The sequence below is a fragment of the Pseudomonas sp. GW821-FHT02A08 genome, assembly GCF_059422045.1.
Genome location: NZ_JBWKWD010000034.1, coordinates 23,877 through 38,264, shown reverse-complemented (window position 1 = coordinate 38,264; position 14,388 = coordinate 23,877). Strand labels below are relative to the sequence as shown.

The 14,388-nt window shown below is 62.0% G+C and carries 10 protein-coding genes and 1 pseudogene; 3 read left to right on the top strand and 8 right to left on the bottom strand.

The genetic code is table 11. The features are described from left to right. Nucleotides 1-21 precede the first annotated feature (21 nt). Nucleotides 22-90, bottom strand: a pseudogene (locus tag AC07W4_RS21485) (DUF6124 family protein); the annotation flags it as partial. Nucleotides 91-327: 237 nt separating this feature from the next. After that, nucleotides 328-675: a DUF6124 family protein gene (locus AC07W4_RS21480; RefSeq protein ID WP_495033895.1), complete on the bottom strand. Its 348-nt coding sequence runs from the start codon at nucleotides 673-675 to the stop codon at nucleotides 328-330. 1,002 nt (nucleotides 676-1,677) lie between these two features. On the opposite strand from AC07W4_RS21480, the gene AC07W4_RS21475 reads away from it, so the two are divergent. Then, entirely contained in the window at nucleotides 1,678-2,214 is a 537-nt protein-coding gene (locus tag AC07W4_RS21475) for a glyoxalase superfamily protein (RefSeq protein WP_495033894.1), read from the top strand. A 66-nt stretch (nucleotides 2,215-2,280) separates the two neighbouring features. After that, nucleotides 2,281-2,787: a PaaI family thioesterase gene (locus AC07W4_RS21470; protein WP_495033893.1), complete on the top strand. Its 507-nt coding sequence runs from the start codon at nucleotides 2,281-2,283 to the stop codon at nucleotides 2,785-2,787. Nucleotides 2,788-3,004: 217 nt separating this feature from the next. Here AC07W4_RS21470 and AC07W4_RS21465 read toward each other — a convergent pair whose 3' ends face one another. The 5 genes from AC07W4_RS21465 to pvdM all read right to left on the bottom strand — a co-directional run bounded on the left by AC07W4_RS21465 (nucleotide 3,005) and on the right by pvdM (nucleotide 10,969). After that, nucleotides 3,005-5,422: a TonB-dependent siderophore receptor gene (locus tag AC07W4_RS21465; protein WP_495033892.1), complete on the bottom strand. Its 2,418-nt coding sequence runs from the start codon at nucleotides 5,420-5,422 to the stop codon at nucleotides 3,005-3,007. A 124-nt stretch (nucleotides 5,423-5,546) separates the two neighbouring features. Continuing rightward, nucleotides 5,547-7,196, bottom strand: a complete 1,650-nt coding sequence (locus AC07W4_RS21460) for a cyclic peptide export ABC transporter (RefSeq protein WP_495033891.1) — start codon at nucleotides 7,194-7,196, stop codon at nucleotides 5,547-5,549. 224 nt (nucleotides 7,197-7,420) lie between these two features. After that, nucleotides 7,421-8,293, bottom strand: a complete 873-nt coding sequence (gene pvdO, locus AC07W4_RS21455) for a dihydropyoverdine dehydrogenase (protein ID WP_495033890.1) — start codon at nucleotides 8,291-8,293, stop codon at nucleotides 7,421-7,423. A gap of 16 nt (nucleotides 8,294-8,309) precedes the next feature. After that, nucleotides 8,310-9,590, bottom strand: coding sequence for a pyoverdine-tailoring periplasmic protein PvdN (gene pvdN, locus AC07W4_RS21450; protein ID WP_495033889.1), 1,281 nt, complete (start codon nucleotides 9,588-9,590; stop codon nucleotides 8,310-8,312). 29 nt (nucleotides 9,591-9,619) lie between these two features. Then, nucleotides 9,620-10,969 carry a pyoverdine-tailoring dipeptidase-like protein PvdM gene (gene pvdM, locus AC07W4_RS21445; RefSeq protein WP_495033888.1) on the bottom strand — a complete coding sequence of 450 codons (1,350 nt, stop codon included), beginning with the start codon at nucleotides 10,967-10,969 and terminating at the stop codon, nucleotides 9,620-9,622. 242 nt (nucleotides 10,970-11,211) lie between these two features. Between pvdM and pvdP the strand changes: the two genes are divergently transcribed. Further along, a complete protein-coding gene (gene pvdP / locus AC07W4_RS21440; RefSeq protein WP_495033887.1) occupies nucleotides 11,212-12,831 on the top strand; it encodes a pyoverdine maturation tyrosinase PvdP in 1,620 nt (539 codons plus the stop codon). 159 nt (nucleotides 12,832-12,990) lie between these two features. Here pvdP and AC07W4_RS21435 read toward each other — a convergent pair whose 3' ends face one another. Further along, complete coding sequence (locus tag AC07W4_RS21435; protein WP_495033886.1) at nucleotides 12,991-14,385, bottom strand: efflux transporter outer membrane subunit; 1,395 nt, start codon at nucleotides 14,383-14,385, stop codon at nucleotides 12,991-12,993. Nucleotides 14,386-14,388 lie beyond the last annotated feature (3 nt).

Genomic DNA, 14,388 nt, shown 5'->3' with positions numbered 1-14,388 from the left:
TCGGTGATCCGGGAAATGTGGTCAGGGCGGATCAAGCCGATCCAGCGCCCGATTCACCGCCAGTTCCCCCAGCATGATTACCTGCGCAATCCACGACTTTTCGCGCATGGGCGAAATGGTCCAGGAAGTGCCTGGGATGCTGGTGCAACTGGCGGGGCAGATTGGCGAGAGTTTGGCCTTACATATTAGTGATCAGCGACGTCGTACCCCTGTGGGAGCGGGCTTGCTCGCGAAAGCGATATTTCAGCCGACACATAAGTTGCCTGACACACCGCCTTCGCGAGCAAGCCCGCTCCCACAGGTCTATCGGTGATCCGGGAAATGTGGTCAGGGCGGATCAAGCCGATCCAGCGCCCGATTCACCGCCAGTTCCCCCAGCATGATCACCTGCGCAATCCCCAACAGTGCATTGCGGCTTGTCCCCTCCAGATGATCCACCAGATCGTTGGCCATGACATTGGCCGACGCCAGCGACTCACAGGCATGCACCAGCAGAGTTTCGGTACTGAGTTCGGGGTTGACGATGAACATGGTGCTGGGTGTGCGCGGGGTGGCCATGATGCTGGGGCCTGGATCGAAGGCGCGCTCGGCGGCTTCGTGGATTTGTTTTGATTCGGGACTTTCGTGTGGGGAGTCCGGGGCGGAGTCCGGCGGATTCGGAGTTACCTTGAACATAGATTTGGGTCCTGTTAGTGAGCTACCACCGCCTCTCTACTAATAAGAAGGGTGGTAGCTGTGCGCAGGTTAGTAGACCGGGGACCCAGGGAGCCGGCGCGCCCGAGGGCGCCCTGCACACAGCCACCATAAAGTGCAGGGATGGATACCTGACTATTTGATGGGCTATACACCCTGGGTAACCACGGGCTACTAAACCCGATCACTGGCAATCAGTGACCCGAACCAAGTTACCGACCACCCCCAAGGCGCACAAGCCGGCGGATTCTGGCGTACCTGTAGGCAACGGCGCAAGGCGTTGTGGCTTTCACGAAGTAACCTGTAGGCCGCTTAAACAGGCGCTATCGAGTGGTTTCTAACCTGCTGTCATGCCTTGTTAAAGAGCGTTGAAATCCTCGGAGTTGGCAGGAAACGTCCTACGAAGGTTTGCGGTTGGCAGTCGGAAACACAGCCCTTACGATCTGACGCCACGCAATGGTCGGGTAAGCGAGCCCTCATCGAGTCAATGCACAACAAGCAGGATGCTGGTTGAGTGACGGATCAAATCGAAATATTGAGCGTGTTGCATGCTCGGCAGGAATATCCCTGATCTTCAGGGTATTTCATCGCCGGTTGCCCCCCAAAAAAAGGATCATCACGTAATCCCGGGAAACACGGATAACGCAATACCTGTAGGAGCTGGCTTGTCGGGTCGCCGCATCGCAGCGATGGTCGTTAACGATGACGCGTGAGAGCAGGATAAACGCGGCGCACTTGAGAACATCGCCAGCAAGCTGGCTCCTACAGGAATAGACCGCAGGCCTCGGGGTGCGAGCAGCAGCGGGGCACACCTTTCGCAGACCCCGGCGGCTATGTATTATCGACATCGGCCCGATGCTGCCCGCCGCTCGCTCCCGATGGGAAAGGTGAAAGCATCTCCTCCTCATGCAAACCCTGTCGCCTCTCTTGACGGTCGAGGTTTGGCAATGCGAGCACCAAAGCATCTCGGCCACAGGAGCAGTCATGTTTTCAATCGAGCAAGCCAAGCAAATGGCCAAGCAGTTGCGCGCCTCGCTGGAGGAACGCAATCAGGCGGTGACCCATTCCACCGCGCTGGAACTGGTCGCGCAGCAACTGGGCTACAAGGACTGGAACACCGCGTCGGCGCTGCTTTCCCAGGCAAGTACGCCGTCCACGCCTGCTGTGACTTTCGACAAACCCATTCCAATTCTGCGCAGTTTCGATGAAGCCAAGGCGCGCGAGTTCTATCTGGATTTCCTCGGGTTCAGCGTCGAGTTCGAGCATCGTTTCGAGGCTGAGCTGCCGCTGTACCTGGGCATCAGTCGCGACGGCCTGCAACTGCACCTTTCCGAGCATCACGGTGATGCCAGCCCGGGCTCGACGGTGTTCGTGCCGATGCAAAACATCGAACTGCTCAGGGACGAATTGCAGGGCAAGCGCTACGGGTATGGACGCCCTGATATTGTCCAGCAGGACTGGGGCAAAGAGCTGCAAGTCTACGACCCGTTCGGCAACCGGATTCGCTTCTGCCAATATTGATCAGGCGCTGCGGGCCGGGGTGACCCGGTCCGCTTTCAACCACCCGGTATTAAGGATGGACACGGTATGACCACGCAGGACATTTCGCTTCAAGACATCGCCGCGCCCGAAGGCGTTTGTTATGGCTGCGGCAGCCAGAACCCGCACGGGCTGCACATCAAGAGCTACTGGCATGAAGACGGGGTGCATGTCGTGGCGCAGCACATGCCGGAGGACAAGTACTGCGGCTGGCCGGGTCTGGTTTACGGCGGTTTGATCGCGATGTTGGTCGATTGCCACTCCAACTGGGCAGCGATGGCTTATCACTACCGGGCAGAGCAACGCGAGGTGGGCAGCTTGCCCCACATCACCTGCGTCACCGGTAACCTGGGCATCAAGTACATCAAGCCCACCCCGATGGGTGTCCCCCTGACACTGCGTGCCAGAGTCGAGGGCGAGGTCGGGCGCAAAAGCCGGGTCATTTGCGAGGTCTTCGCCGGGGATGTCCTGACCGCTGTCGGGGACTCCATGTTTGTCCGCGTCGATACCGAGCAACTCAGGGCTGCCGCGCACGATCGCAAGACTGATTCCTGAACCCGGAGCAACAAACGCGCATCACCGTTGCCATTCGCCAGCGAGTGAGCACCTTTCCAGATACAAAGGCTGCCCGCCTGTAGGAGCGAGCTTGCTCGCGATGGTCGTTAACGATAACGCGTGTTTACTGGCTAAACGCAGCGCTCTTGAATCCATCGCGAGCAAGCTCGCTCCTACAAGTGGCCCAGCCTGTGGTTGCGGATGATGCACTCAGCCATCAGTACTGCGCGCGCAGGCTCAGGGTCAGGGTACGCGGGTCGCCGTAGAAGTTGGTGCCCCAGGAGGCATCGACGCGGTCGTAGTACTTGCGGTCGAACAGGTTGTTGGCCGTCAGTGTCGACGACAGGTGTTCGTTGAACCTGTAGCCGACCTGCGCCGAGGTTACGGCATAGCCGCCTTGTTTGAACTTCACGTCACGCTGGTAGTAGGTGTCGCTGACCACACGCACGCCACCGGCGACGCTGAAGTCCTTGAGCGCACCGTCGGTGAACTCGTACTTGGTCCACAGGTTGTAGTTGTGCTTGGGCGTGATGGTGCTGAAGGTCTTGCCTTTGTTGGCCTGATCGCCGTCCAGGAACTTGGTGGAGGTGTAGGCATAACCGGTGACGATGCTCCAGTTGTCGGTCAGGTTGCCGCTCAACTCGGTTTCCCAGCCCTGGCTGCGGGCCTTGCCTTCGGTCATGTAGGCACCGGAGGTGTTGTCGTATTCGGCACGGTTTTCATCGTAGATGCGAAAGGCGGCGAGGCTGGCGTTCAGGCGACCCTCGTAGAATTCGCGCTTGAGGCCGATCTCGTACTGCTTGCCTTCGCGCGGGCCGACCGGCTGGCCGTCCGTGCCGATTTCGCTCTGCGGTTTGAATACGCCGGTGTAGCTGAAGTAGGTCGACAGTTCAGGGGTGATCTTGCCGATGAGGGCGCCGTACGGCACGACCTTGCGGTTGATGCTGGTGTGGGCTTCGCCGAAGTTGTTGAAGAAGGCGTTGGCGTTCTTCGCATCGCTTTCGTACCAGGTGACGCGGCTGCCGCCGATGACATCGAGCCAGTCGGTGACGTTGAACTTGGCGCGGGTGTAGACGCCGTACTGATCGGACTTGGACCAGTTGCCGTTGACGTGGGCATAGTCGTTGCGGGGAATGTCGATGCTGCCCGGATCCCATACGTTGATCGGGAAGTACTCACCGCCGCCGTAGGTGAAGTCCTTGTCCAGGTGCTGGTACTCGGCGCCCAGGGTGAACTCGTGGCGTCGATCGGCAAACTCGAACGGCGTGGTGACGAAGCTGTCGACGCCGATGGTCTTGATGTGGGTGTAGTAGTCGTAGGCCACGGCCCAGCTATCACCGGTGGCCGGGTCGACCGCGCCGTCGGCCCAGGTGAAGTTACGCTCCGGGGTTTCGGCGTCGCGGTAGGTCAGGGTGGTCTTGAACTGACCGCCGTTGTCCAGTTCGTGATCGAGTTCGGCGAAGGATTCCCAGACTTTTTCGTTGAGGGTGTTCCACTTGGCATCGACGAAGGTCGAGCGCGGAACGTCGAGCAATGATCCGTCGGCGTAGGCCGGCAAGCCGAAGGCCGGGGTGGAGTTGTTCTTCTGGTAAGCGCCGCCGACCGACAGGGTGGTGGCCGGGTCGAGGTCGAATTCCAGGCGACCGTAGACCATCGGGCGTTCGTTCTGCGCGTAGTCGACGAAGGATTGGTTGTTCTCGTAGGCGGTGATGAAACGACCGCGCACGGTGCCCTGTTCGTTCAGCGGGCCGGTGACGTCCACCGAAGAACGGTAGCGATCGTAGGAGCCGGCGGCCAGTTCGCCACCGAGGGCGAATTTGCTCAGGGCGCGCTTGCGCACTACGTTGATCGTACCGCCGGGTTCGCCGGCGCCCTGGTACAGGCCCGATGGGCCGCGCAGCACTTCGATGCGGTCGTACATCGCCAGGTCGAAGCTGGTGGCCATGTCGCCCTGGCCGGTGGGCTGCGAGACGCCGTCGACCTGCACCTGGTCGACGAGGAAGCCACGCATGTATACGTCGTTGAGGCTGGAGCCGGAGTTGTAGGTCTTGATGGTCACGCCGGTGACCTGACGCATGGCGTCCTGCAGGCTGTTCAGGTTCTGGTCGTCCATGCGCTGGCGCGTGACGACGGACACCGACTGCGGGATGTCCTTGAGCTTGATGTTGCCTTTGCCGATGGTCACTTCATCGCTGGTGTAGGAGTGCGAGCCTTCGGTGGTCGGGCCCAACGCCACGCCGGTGATGGAGGTCGCGCCCAGTTGCAGTGCACTGGAGTCACCGGCCGATGGCACCAGCGACACGGTGTTGCCATTCAACTGAAAGTTGATGCCGCTCCCCAGCAGCAAGGTTTTCAGTGCTTGTTCCGGTTCCATGTTGCCGGACACCGCCGTGGACTTGATGCCGTTGACCATGTCCTGGCTGTAGAGAATCTGCAGGTTGGTCTGCTGGCCCAGTTGGCGCAATGCGCTGGCCAGCGATTGGGCCGGTACATTGACGTTCACCGGGGCTGCTTCCACCTGGGACGTACCCAGCAGCAACAGGGTCAGCAGCGCACCCGGCACGACCGTTCGGAATTTCTTTTGCCGTTCGATGGCTAACGCCAAGGGTGCGCGGGGCAGAGTAAGGCTTTGCATTGCTCGAATCGCTCCAGAATGGTGTGTGCAGTTTTAGTTAATGATAATTATTATTAGACGGACCACTTTGGCTAAACCGGAAAACAAACTTCAAAAAACAATGATTTGCGTGCGGCCACCGCGTTCAGGCGGTTGCGCGCTCGGTGACGACCCGGCCCGATTCCATGCGCACCAGTTGATCGGCCATGTCGAAATAGCGGTCGTCGTGGGAGATGACGATGATGGTCTTGCCCAGGCGTTTGAGGTCCGGCAGCAGCTCGGTGTAGAAGATGCGGCGGAAGGTCGGGTCCTGGTCGGCGGCCCATTCGTCGAACACCAGCACCGGGCGTTCCTCCAGCCAGGCATTGACCAGCGCCAGGCGCTTGCGCTGGCCGGTGGACAGGTCGGTGGTGGTGAAGCTGCCGTCCCTGACGCTGACCTTGTGCGCAATCTCCAGCCGTTGCAGGTATTGGTTGGCGTCTTCGGGGATGTGCCGGTCGCCCTGGACCACGTCATCGAACAGGTAGTAATCGGCAAAAATCGTGGTGAACAACTGGCGGTAGTCGTCGCGATTGTGCGCATCGATGCCTTGGCCATTGAGCAGGATCGAGCCCTGTTGCGGCGCGTAGAGGCCCAGCAGCAACTTGATCAGGGTGGTCTTGCCGCAGCCGTTTTCGCCGACGATGAAAATGATCTCGCCTTGCTCGATGGTCAGGTTCACCGGGCCCAGGCGAAACGCGTCGCTGCCCGGTGCGGCGGGGAAGGCGTAGCTGACGTTGTCCAGTTGCAGGCGGTTGACCACGATCGGCGGGGTGCCTTTGTCGTTGAGCAGCAGGTGCGGCTCGGGGGAGGAGAACTGGCTCGACAGTTCGGCGATGCGGCGCAAGGCGATGCGCGCCCGGCTCACGATCGGCAAGGTGCTGACCAGGTGCTCGATCGGGCCTTTCATGTACAGCAGCACCAGCACGAAACCGCTCATCACCGCCTGGTCGGCACTTGGCCAGAAGGATTGCAGGGCCAGTGCCAGGCCGATGACCACGAAGAACAGCATCGAGCCGAGGGTCTTGGCGATCACGAAGGTGTTGATCGAACGCACCTGGGTGTTGCAGATGAAATCGGCGGTGCCCTGGATGCCCGATTCGAACATGCGCTGGCGGCGCGGGCGGTGGATGCGCAACTCCTTGGCGCCACCGGCAATGGCGTTGTAGTGCTTTTGCAGATCGTCTTCGGCGTCGCGGGCGGCCATGAAACCCTGGATGCCCTTGCCTTGGGCGTAGAACTGGATGCCGGTGCCGATGGCAATCGCCAGCACCATCATCAGGAACATCGGCCACGACAATATCGCCAGGTAACCCATGCAGCCGAGGGTCACGGTCAGGGAAATCGCCAGCGGCGCGAAGGCGAAGGCAAAGTCGCTGATGGTGTCGACGTCGTGGGTCAGCACCGGGATCAGCCGGTGGCTGCGGTAGCGCTCGATCTGCTCGATGGGCGCCGAGAGTACTTTTTCTCCCAGCTCTTTGCGCAGTTTGGCAATGATGTGCTGGCCGACGTAGTTGGTGCCGATGTCCGAACAGATCGAACTGCCCAGGGCCAGCAGGCACAGGCCGCCGAACAGCGCGACCACACCCTGGGTCAGGCCGTGCGGCGAATGCAGTGCATTGTTGATGGTGGCCAGCAGCACTGTGACGCTCAGGCCGCCGACCATGCCCAGGAGGATCGACAGACTGACGACGAGCCGGAACGGTTTCAGGAGGCTGAACAATTCATGAATTGCACCGCGCGTTGGCTGGGTCATGAGCAGAGGGTTCCTTGGGTCTTGAGGCAGATACCCAGTAGAACGTCTGATGGAGGGCTTAATTTAAAGGGGGGGGGACGGGTGGCGGGGGAGTTACACAAAACCTGTGGGAGCGGCGGTGCGGCGATCCGACTTGCTCGCGAAAGCGGTGGGTCAGAAAAGTTGATGTTGGCTGACACGACGCCTTCGCGAGCAAGCCCGCTCCCACAAGGGTTGGGGGGAGGTTAGAGATTGCGTACTACGCGGAATCCGATCCAGTCGCCACGGGTTTGCGGGTCGATGTCGTTGCGGTTGCCCGAGCGGGAAAACACCGGCGCTTCGCCCCAGTCGTTGCCACGGATGCGCAGGGTGTCGCAGTCGGGCTCGGTCCAGGCGCTGCCGTCGGTGGGCGCGCCGACGTAGTCCGGGTGGTAGCAGTCGGCGATCCACTCGTAGACGTTGCCGTGCATGTCATATAGGCCAAAGGCATTCGCTGGGTAGCTGCCGACCGGCGAGCTGTAGCTGTAGCCGTCGGTCGGGCCGTAGGTGTTGGCGTGGGTGGCGATGCTGTAGTCGGTACCGGGGTCGAACGGGAAGGGGAACGCTCCCGTTGACCCGGCGCGGGCGGCGTATTCGCGCTGAGCCTCGCTGACGATGTGGTAGTGCTGGCCGGTCTTCATCGACAGCCAGGCGACGTAGGCGCTGACCTCGGCGAAGTTCATGCACACCGCCGGCTGGCGCGGGCCCTGTGGATAACGCGGCTTGCTGTTGATGCACTCGCGGCCGGGGCGGGTGTCGCCATCGGGCAGGGTGATCCCGGTTTCCTTCATGTATTGGGCCCATTCGCCGGCAGTGATCTGGTAGCGGCTCATGGCGAAGGGTTTTTCGAATGTCACCTCATGCATCGGGCCTTCATCAGGCTCGCGGCCGACTTCGTCGTCCGGGGTGCCCATGGTGAAGGTGCCGGCGGGCAGCACCACCATTTCCGGGCAGTTACGGCAATCCTTGAAGACCTTGCCCGGCAATGGCGCGGTGTAGGCCTGGGCGAGGCCGGGCAAGGCGCTGCCGAGCACGGCCAACAGCGTCAGGGCGCCGAATTTTTTCAGGGTGCTTTTCATAATGGCTCTCGCTCAGTCAGACCTGGTTGGCCAGCAGTTCCATCAGGCGGTCGATGTGCGCTTGGGTATTGAGCAACCCCGGCGACACACGAATGATCGGCCCGACATCGCGGTCCACGGCATCACACACCACGCGCTGATCCATCAGGTAATTGGCGACTTCTTCGCAGTCGCGGTTCTTGATGCGGAAGAAAGTGAAACCGGCGGAATATTCCGGCGACAGCGGCGTGACCAGCTCCACCGACGGGTGCTGCTGCAAGCGTTTTTTCAGGTAGCTGTTGATGTCGTGAATGCGCGTCGCGACCTCAGCCTTGCCCAGGTCCAAGTGCAACTTGAAGGCTTCGGTCAATGCCCAGCGGTGTTCGAACGAGTGATAGCCGCCGTAGGTCATCACCGTGGAAAATTGCGTGGCTTCGGAGAAGGTCGGGATGGTCGGGGTCACGTCCTTGAGCTCGTCGGAACGGGCGCAGATGATCCCGGTGCCCCGTGGGCCGAACATCCATTTGTGGGTGCCGGCGATGAAGAAGTCGCAGTGCATGTCCGGGAAGTCGACGTTCTCCACGCCGAAACCGTGTACGCCATCGATCACGTAGAGGATGCGGTCCTTGTCGGCGCGGCCACGGTTTTTCTCTTCCACCAGTTTGCCGATCTCGCCGATGGGCAATTTCACGCCGCTGCCGGAATGCACCCAGGTCATGCCCAGTACACGGGTTTCGGGGCGGATGTTGCGTTCGATCGCGGCCAGCACTTCGGCGGTCGAGACCTTGTACGGGTCTTCGAACAACTTGATCTTGCGAACCTGGGTGCCGTCCTTCCGGGTGCGGTATTCGAGCACGCTGTTGGCGGCGTAGTGCTCGTGTTCGCTGGTGAGGATCTCCTGGTCCGGGCGCACGTGGATGCCGGCGTAGATCATCGCCAGGCCTTCGGTGGTGCTGCCGGTCAGGGCGATCTGCGATGGCTTGGCTTTCAGGTAACGCCCGGCCCACACGCGCACCTCTTCTTCCCGGCGTTCGGTTTCGCCGCGATGCCAGTCCATGGCCAGGCCGGGGTTGCGATCGAGATTGGCACGGTGCATTTCAATGGCTTCACGCACGGGAAGGGGGTGCGAGGTCACCAGGAAGTTGGCGAAGTGCAGGTAATTCGGGTCTTGGGTGAAGAGTTGGCGCAATTGGTCCCATTTGTCCTTGGGCAGTGGCGCGGGGCTGGCGGCCAGTGTCGGCAGGTTGACGGCCGAGGCCAGGGGAATGCCGGCCGCGAGTATGCCGGCCTGCTTGAGGAATGAACGACGGTTGGTCATGGATTCGGTTCGCTCTGGCAAAGAAGAAATCAGTTTTTAACCACAGGCCGGGAGGACTTCTGCACCTGGTCCCAGACCCGCAGGAAGTTGCCGCCCCAGAGTTTGGCGATGTCGGCGTCGCTGTAGCCGCGGCTGATCAGTTCGGCGGTCACGTTGCGGGCCTCACTGACGTCCTTCCAGCCATCGAGGCCGCCGCCGTCGTTGAAGTCGGAACTGATGCCGACGTGGTCGATGCCGATTTTTTTCACGGCATAGTCGATCGCATCGCCGTAATCCTTGAGGGTGGCCTTGGGTTCTTCGTCAAGGATCGAATAGAGCTGGCTGGCGTACTCGCCGAAGCGCTGCTCGGGCCAGACGGTGATCACCGGGTCGCCGGGCATCAGGGCCATCTCCAGGCCTTGCAGCGGTTGCAGGTCGAAGCGCGCGCGCAGGGCGTTGAGTTTGTCTTGGGTAGTCTGGCTCAGCGGGCGGATGTAGGTCGGGAAGCCGACGATCTGCACCACGCCGCCGCTGTTCTTGATCAACTGCATTTCCGCATCGCTGAGGTTACGCGGGATGTCCACCAGGGCGCGCGGCGCCGAGTGTGAGGCGACCATCGGTGTGCGGCTCAGTTGCGCCACTTGCTCCAGGGCCTTGGTCGACATCTGCGACACATCGATGATCACGCCCAGGTCGTTGAGGCGATGCACCGCTTGCTTGCCGATGTCCGACAGCCCGCCCAGCGCATCCCGCGAATCATTGAAGAACGGCAGTGGCCGCGACGAGTCGGCCCAGGCGTTGTTACCCACGTAGCTGAAGCCGAACATGCGCATGCCGCGCGCGGCCCACTTGTCCAGGGCGTTGAGGTCATTGCCCAGCGGGTAGGCGTTGAGCATGCTGATGAACACTGCGAACTTGCCTTCGCCGTGCAGGCGACGGAAGTCGTCGGGGGTGTAGGCGATGGCCACCTGGTTGGGGAAATCGCGAACCATCGCGCTGATGATCTTGTAGCGGGTTTCCTGCTCAAAGCGGGCCTCGTCGACGAAACCGGCGGTAGGGCGATGGGGGGCGTTGGGGCCGTTCCAGATTTCCGGCCAGCCGAAAATCGTCAGTGCCGCCCCGGACAGGCGCCCGCGCCCGGTCTTGACCAGGTCGAACTGGCCTTCGCCGTCCTTGTCGACTTCGTTGCCGGCGGTGCCGAAGTCCATGGGCACGGTGATATGGCTGTCGAACGAGAGGATACGTTCCTGCAATTGATCGGCCTGTTTCATCACCTTGACCGGGTAGCCCGGGTTGTCCCTGAACCCGTAGTCCCAGGCCGCGAAGCCCGCACCCGCACTGATCGCCAGGGCCAGCGGCAGGCCGATGAAAAGAGCCTTTTTTGAACGTGGTTTTGTCATTGCCGTCTCAGTCAGGTTTGCCGCCCCGGATCAGGCGCGGGGGCCTTTGCTATCTGGGGGGAACGAGTGGCTGGGCTGAGAATTTAGTTGTTCGTGCCGGCCTCTTCGCGAGCAAGCCCGCTCCCACAGGTGACCGCATTCCAATGTGGGAGCGGGCTTGCTAGCGAAGCTCTTAAATTCTGCGGCGCAACACTCGTTCTAGCTTGGATAAAGCCTGCTCCATGGCTGACACAGGTAGGGCAATGACGATTTCTCGACGATGGTTCCTCGCGGGTCTGGCGCTGACCGGTGCCGCTGTGCCTGCGGTGTATTACGGGCATCGCGAATTGACCAGGCCGGACCCGACGATCACCCCCGGCGAAGCCTCGTTCGACGTGGCGGATGTCGTCGGCCAGCGCTTGGCGGATACCTTGCGCGGGGTCTGGCGGATTCGTTTCGAAGGTCGTGACGCCGGCATTGAAGGCTTGCCCCTCGAAGGCCTGGAGGTGTTCCTCGATATTGGCCACAAGGGGCGCGGCGTCAGTGGTTATCTCGACACCGTCGAGCGTTTGCGCTCCACCGAAGAGCCCCGTTACCGGGTGCTCGGCGATCTGTCCGGGGCCAACCCGAAGCAGCTGGCCTGGCGGCTGCTGGGGGCCAGCGGCTGTTGCGAATACGAATTCGACATGACCCTGGACGAAGTCTGGGCCGGTTTCGGCAACGCCGGCAGCGGCAGTCTCAGCGGGCGCGTGCTGGACCTCAAGCGCCCGCTGATGCTGACGGCCCAGGACAATCGCTTCATTGCCGTCAAGCAGGTATTCCCTGAAGCGCGCGAACGCACCGGCCTCAATACGGCCCTGCTGGCCTGGCTGGTATCGCCGGAGCACCGGTTGTTCCACCAACTCTGGCATGCCTCCCGGGACAAGTGGCACAAGCTGTCCGAAGACCAGCGCGGCGCCTTGCGCGGGCTCGGCTGGCAACCCGGCCCGCGAGACAAGGAGCGTGACGCCCGAGGTGAGCGCAAGGATCGCAACGGTTCGGGCGTGGACTTTTTCTTCATGCACCGGCACATGCTCGGCACCGCGCGCTCGATGCAGGACCTGCCGTCCTGGACGCACTTCCCGTTGCCGCAACCGGAGCTGGCGCGGGACCGGCCAGGCTTTGCGCGTTACTTCGACAACCACGACGGCACCGCTTTGCCGCCTGCCTGGCTGGCCGAGGACGATGACGAGTACACGCAATGGGTCAGCGACATCAAGACCGGCGAGACCTATCACAGCAACTTCCAGGTCTGGGAATCCCGCTACCGCGACCCGCGTTACCTGTCGACGCTGACCCTCGGCCAGTTCGGCTCGGAGGTCGAGTTGGGCCTGCACGACTGGCTGCACATGCGCTGGGCTTCGGTGCCCCGTGATCCGTCCAACGGTCAGCCGGTGCCGTTCGCCCGGGATCCGTCGGACTTTTCCGCACGCTGGTTTGCACCGGAAAACGATTTTCTCGGCGACCCGTTTTCCTCCCATGTGAGCCCGGTGTTCTGGCATTTCCACGGCTGGATCGACGATCGCCTGGAAGACTGGTTCCGCGCCCACGAGCGCTTCCATCCGGGGCAGCTCAGTCGGCTGCAGGTCAACGGCGTGCAATGGTTCGCGCCGGGACGCTGGGTCGAGATCGATGACCCGTGGCTCGGCCCGGTCACTCACGGCTGCAGTACCACCCTGGGGTTGCAGGAGGGCAAGTCGGTGGAAATGGACCCGGAAACCATGAAGCTGGCGTTGCGCATTACCTTTGGCGAGGACGAGAAGAAGCTGAAGGATCTGTTTCGCAAAGTGCCGCAACGGCCGTGGTATGCGCGAAATCTGAAGGCTAAGCAGAACCGGGCTTGATAACTGCGTTACCGTCAAATCGAGAAAGAAGGGGTATTGATGTTGAATGTTCCTGCCCCTTCGCGAGCAAGCCCGCTCCCACAGGGGAACGCATTCCAATGTGGGAGCGGGCTTGCTCCGGGCGGCGTTCCGACGAAGGCGTCCTGACAGACACCACGATTAGAGCACCTGCCACCCCCCACCCAACGCCTTGTACAACGCAATACTCGCCTGCATCCGCGACAAGCGCAGTTGCACATTCAAATCCTGTGCCGCATACAGCGTGCGCTGGGTTTCCAGCACCGTCAGCAAATCCTCGGCTCCGGCCTGGTAACGGCTTTGCGCGATGTTGAAGGCGGTCTGCGCCTGGCTCAGTTCTTCACTCTGCCACCCACGCTGTTCATCCAGTCCGCGAATGCCGTTGAGGGCTTTTTCGACGTCGGCGAAGCCGTTGATGATCGCCCCGCGATAGGTCTCCAGCAGTTCTTCCTGGCGCGCCGTGGCCTTGTCGCGTTGGGCACCGAGGCGGCCGTTGTTGAACACCGGCGCGAGCAACCCTGCGGTGAGGTTGTAGAAGGGGCTGCGCAGGATGTCATCGGCCCGGTCGGCTCCGGAGCCGATTTCGGCGGTGAGGGTCACGGTCGGCAGCATCGCGGCACGGGCGACGCTGACGTCCGCCTGGGCGGCGGCCAGTTGCGCCTCGGCCCGGGCAATGTCCGGGCGGCGGCTGAGCAACTGGCTGGGCACCCCGGCATCAATCGCCGGCCAGGTCAGTTGATCGAAGCGTTCCTGCCCCAGTGACAGCGCCTGAACCGGGCGGCCGAGCAGGGCGGCGAGGCTGATCCGCGCCTCCTCGGCCTGTTGCCGCACCAGCGGCAGCTGGCGTTGCTGCGCCGCCACCAGGCTTTTTTGCTGTGCCAGTTCCAGGGCCGTGGCCGAACCCGAGTCGAAACGGGTCTGCACCAGTTTCAACACGCTTTGGGCATTGGCCAGATTCAACTCGGCGATGCGGCTCTGCTCCTGTAACGACAAGGCTTGCGCGTAGCCGTTGGCCACGCCGCTGAGCAACGTCAATTCCACCGTGGCCTGATCGAACTCGCTGGCTTTCAGGCTGAACTGCGCACTGTCGCGAGTGGCGCGCTGGCCACCCCAGAAATCGATTTCGTAGCTGGCAGTCAGGTTCGCCGTGAAGTAGTCGACGGCGTCGTTATCACTGTCGGCATCGAGCTGGCTGTAGCCGCTGCCGCGCAGCAGTTTCTGGCGATTGGCGTTGACCCCGGCCTTGACCTCGGGCAGTTGCGAGCCGCCGGCAATCACCGTGTCGGCCTGGGCCTGGCGCACTCTCGCGATGGCTGCGGCCAGGTCGTAGCTGCCGAGCCGCGCCTGCTCGATCAGACGCCCCAGTTGCGGGCTGCCGAAGCGGTTCCACCATTGCTGGTTGTCAAGGACTGCGCCCGCGGTGTGCGGCGATTGCCAGGCGGCGGGCGGCTGGATGCCATTGTCCGGGCGCTGGGCAGGGGTGCCACAGGCGCTGAGTAGCAGGCACAAAGTCAACAGGCTGAGTGGCGGCTTCATCAA

Coding starts and splice junctions, on each gene's coding strand:
- AC07W4_RS21465 (WP_495033892.1), bottom strand. CDS start 5,422: ATGCAAAGCCTTACTCTGCCCCGCGCACCCTTGGCGTTAGCCATCGAA.
- pvdM (WP_495033888.1), bottom strand. CDS start 10,969: ATGACAAAACCACGTTCAAAAAAGGCTCTTTTCATCGGCCTGCCGCTG.
- pvdP (WP_495033887.1), top strand. CDS start 11,212: ATGACGATTTCTCGACGATGGTTCCTCGCGGGTCTGGCGCTGACCGGT.
- AC07W4_RS21460 (WP_495033891.1), bottom strand. CDS start 7,196: ATGACCCAGCCAACGCGCGGTGCAATTCATGAATTGTTCAGCCTCCTG.
- AC07W4_RS21435 (WP_495033886.1), bottom strand. CDS start 14,385: ATGAAGCCGCCACTCAGCCTGTTGACTTTGTGCCTGCTACTCAGCGCC.
- AC07W4_RS21470 (WP_495033893.1), top strand. CDS start 2,281: ATGACCACGCAGGACATTTCGCTTCAAGACATCGCCGCGCCCGAAGGC.
- pvdN (WP_495033889.1), bottom strand. CDS start 9,590: ATGACCAACCGTCGTTCATTCCTCAAGCAGGCCGGCATACTCGCGGCC.
- pvdO (WP_495033890.1), bottom strand. CDS start 8,293: ATGAAAAGCACCCTGAAAAAATTCGGCGCCCTGACGCTGTTGGCCGTG.
- AC07W4_RS21475 (WP_495033894.1), top strand. CDS start 1,678: ATGTTTTCAATCGAGCAAGCCAAGCAAATGGCCAAGCAGTTGCGCGCC.
- AC07W4_RS21480 (WP_495033895.1), bottom strand. CDS start 675: ATGTTCAAGGTAACTCCGAATCCGCCGGACTCCGCCCCGGACTCCCCA.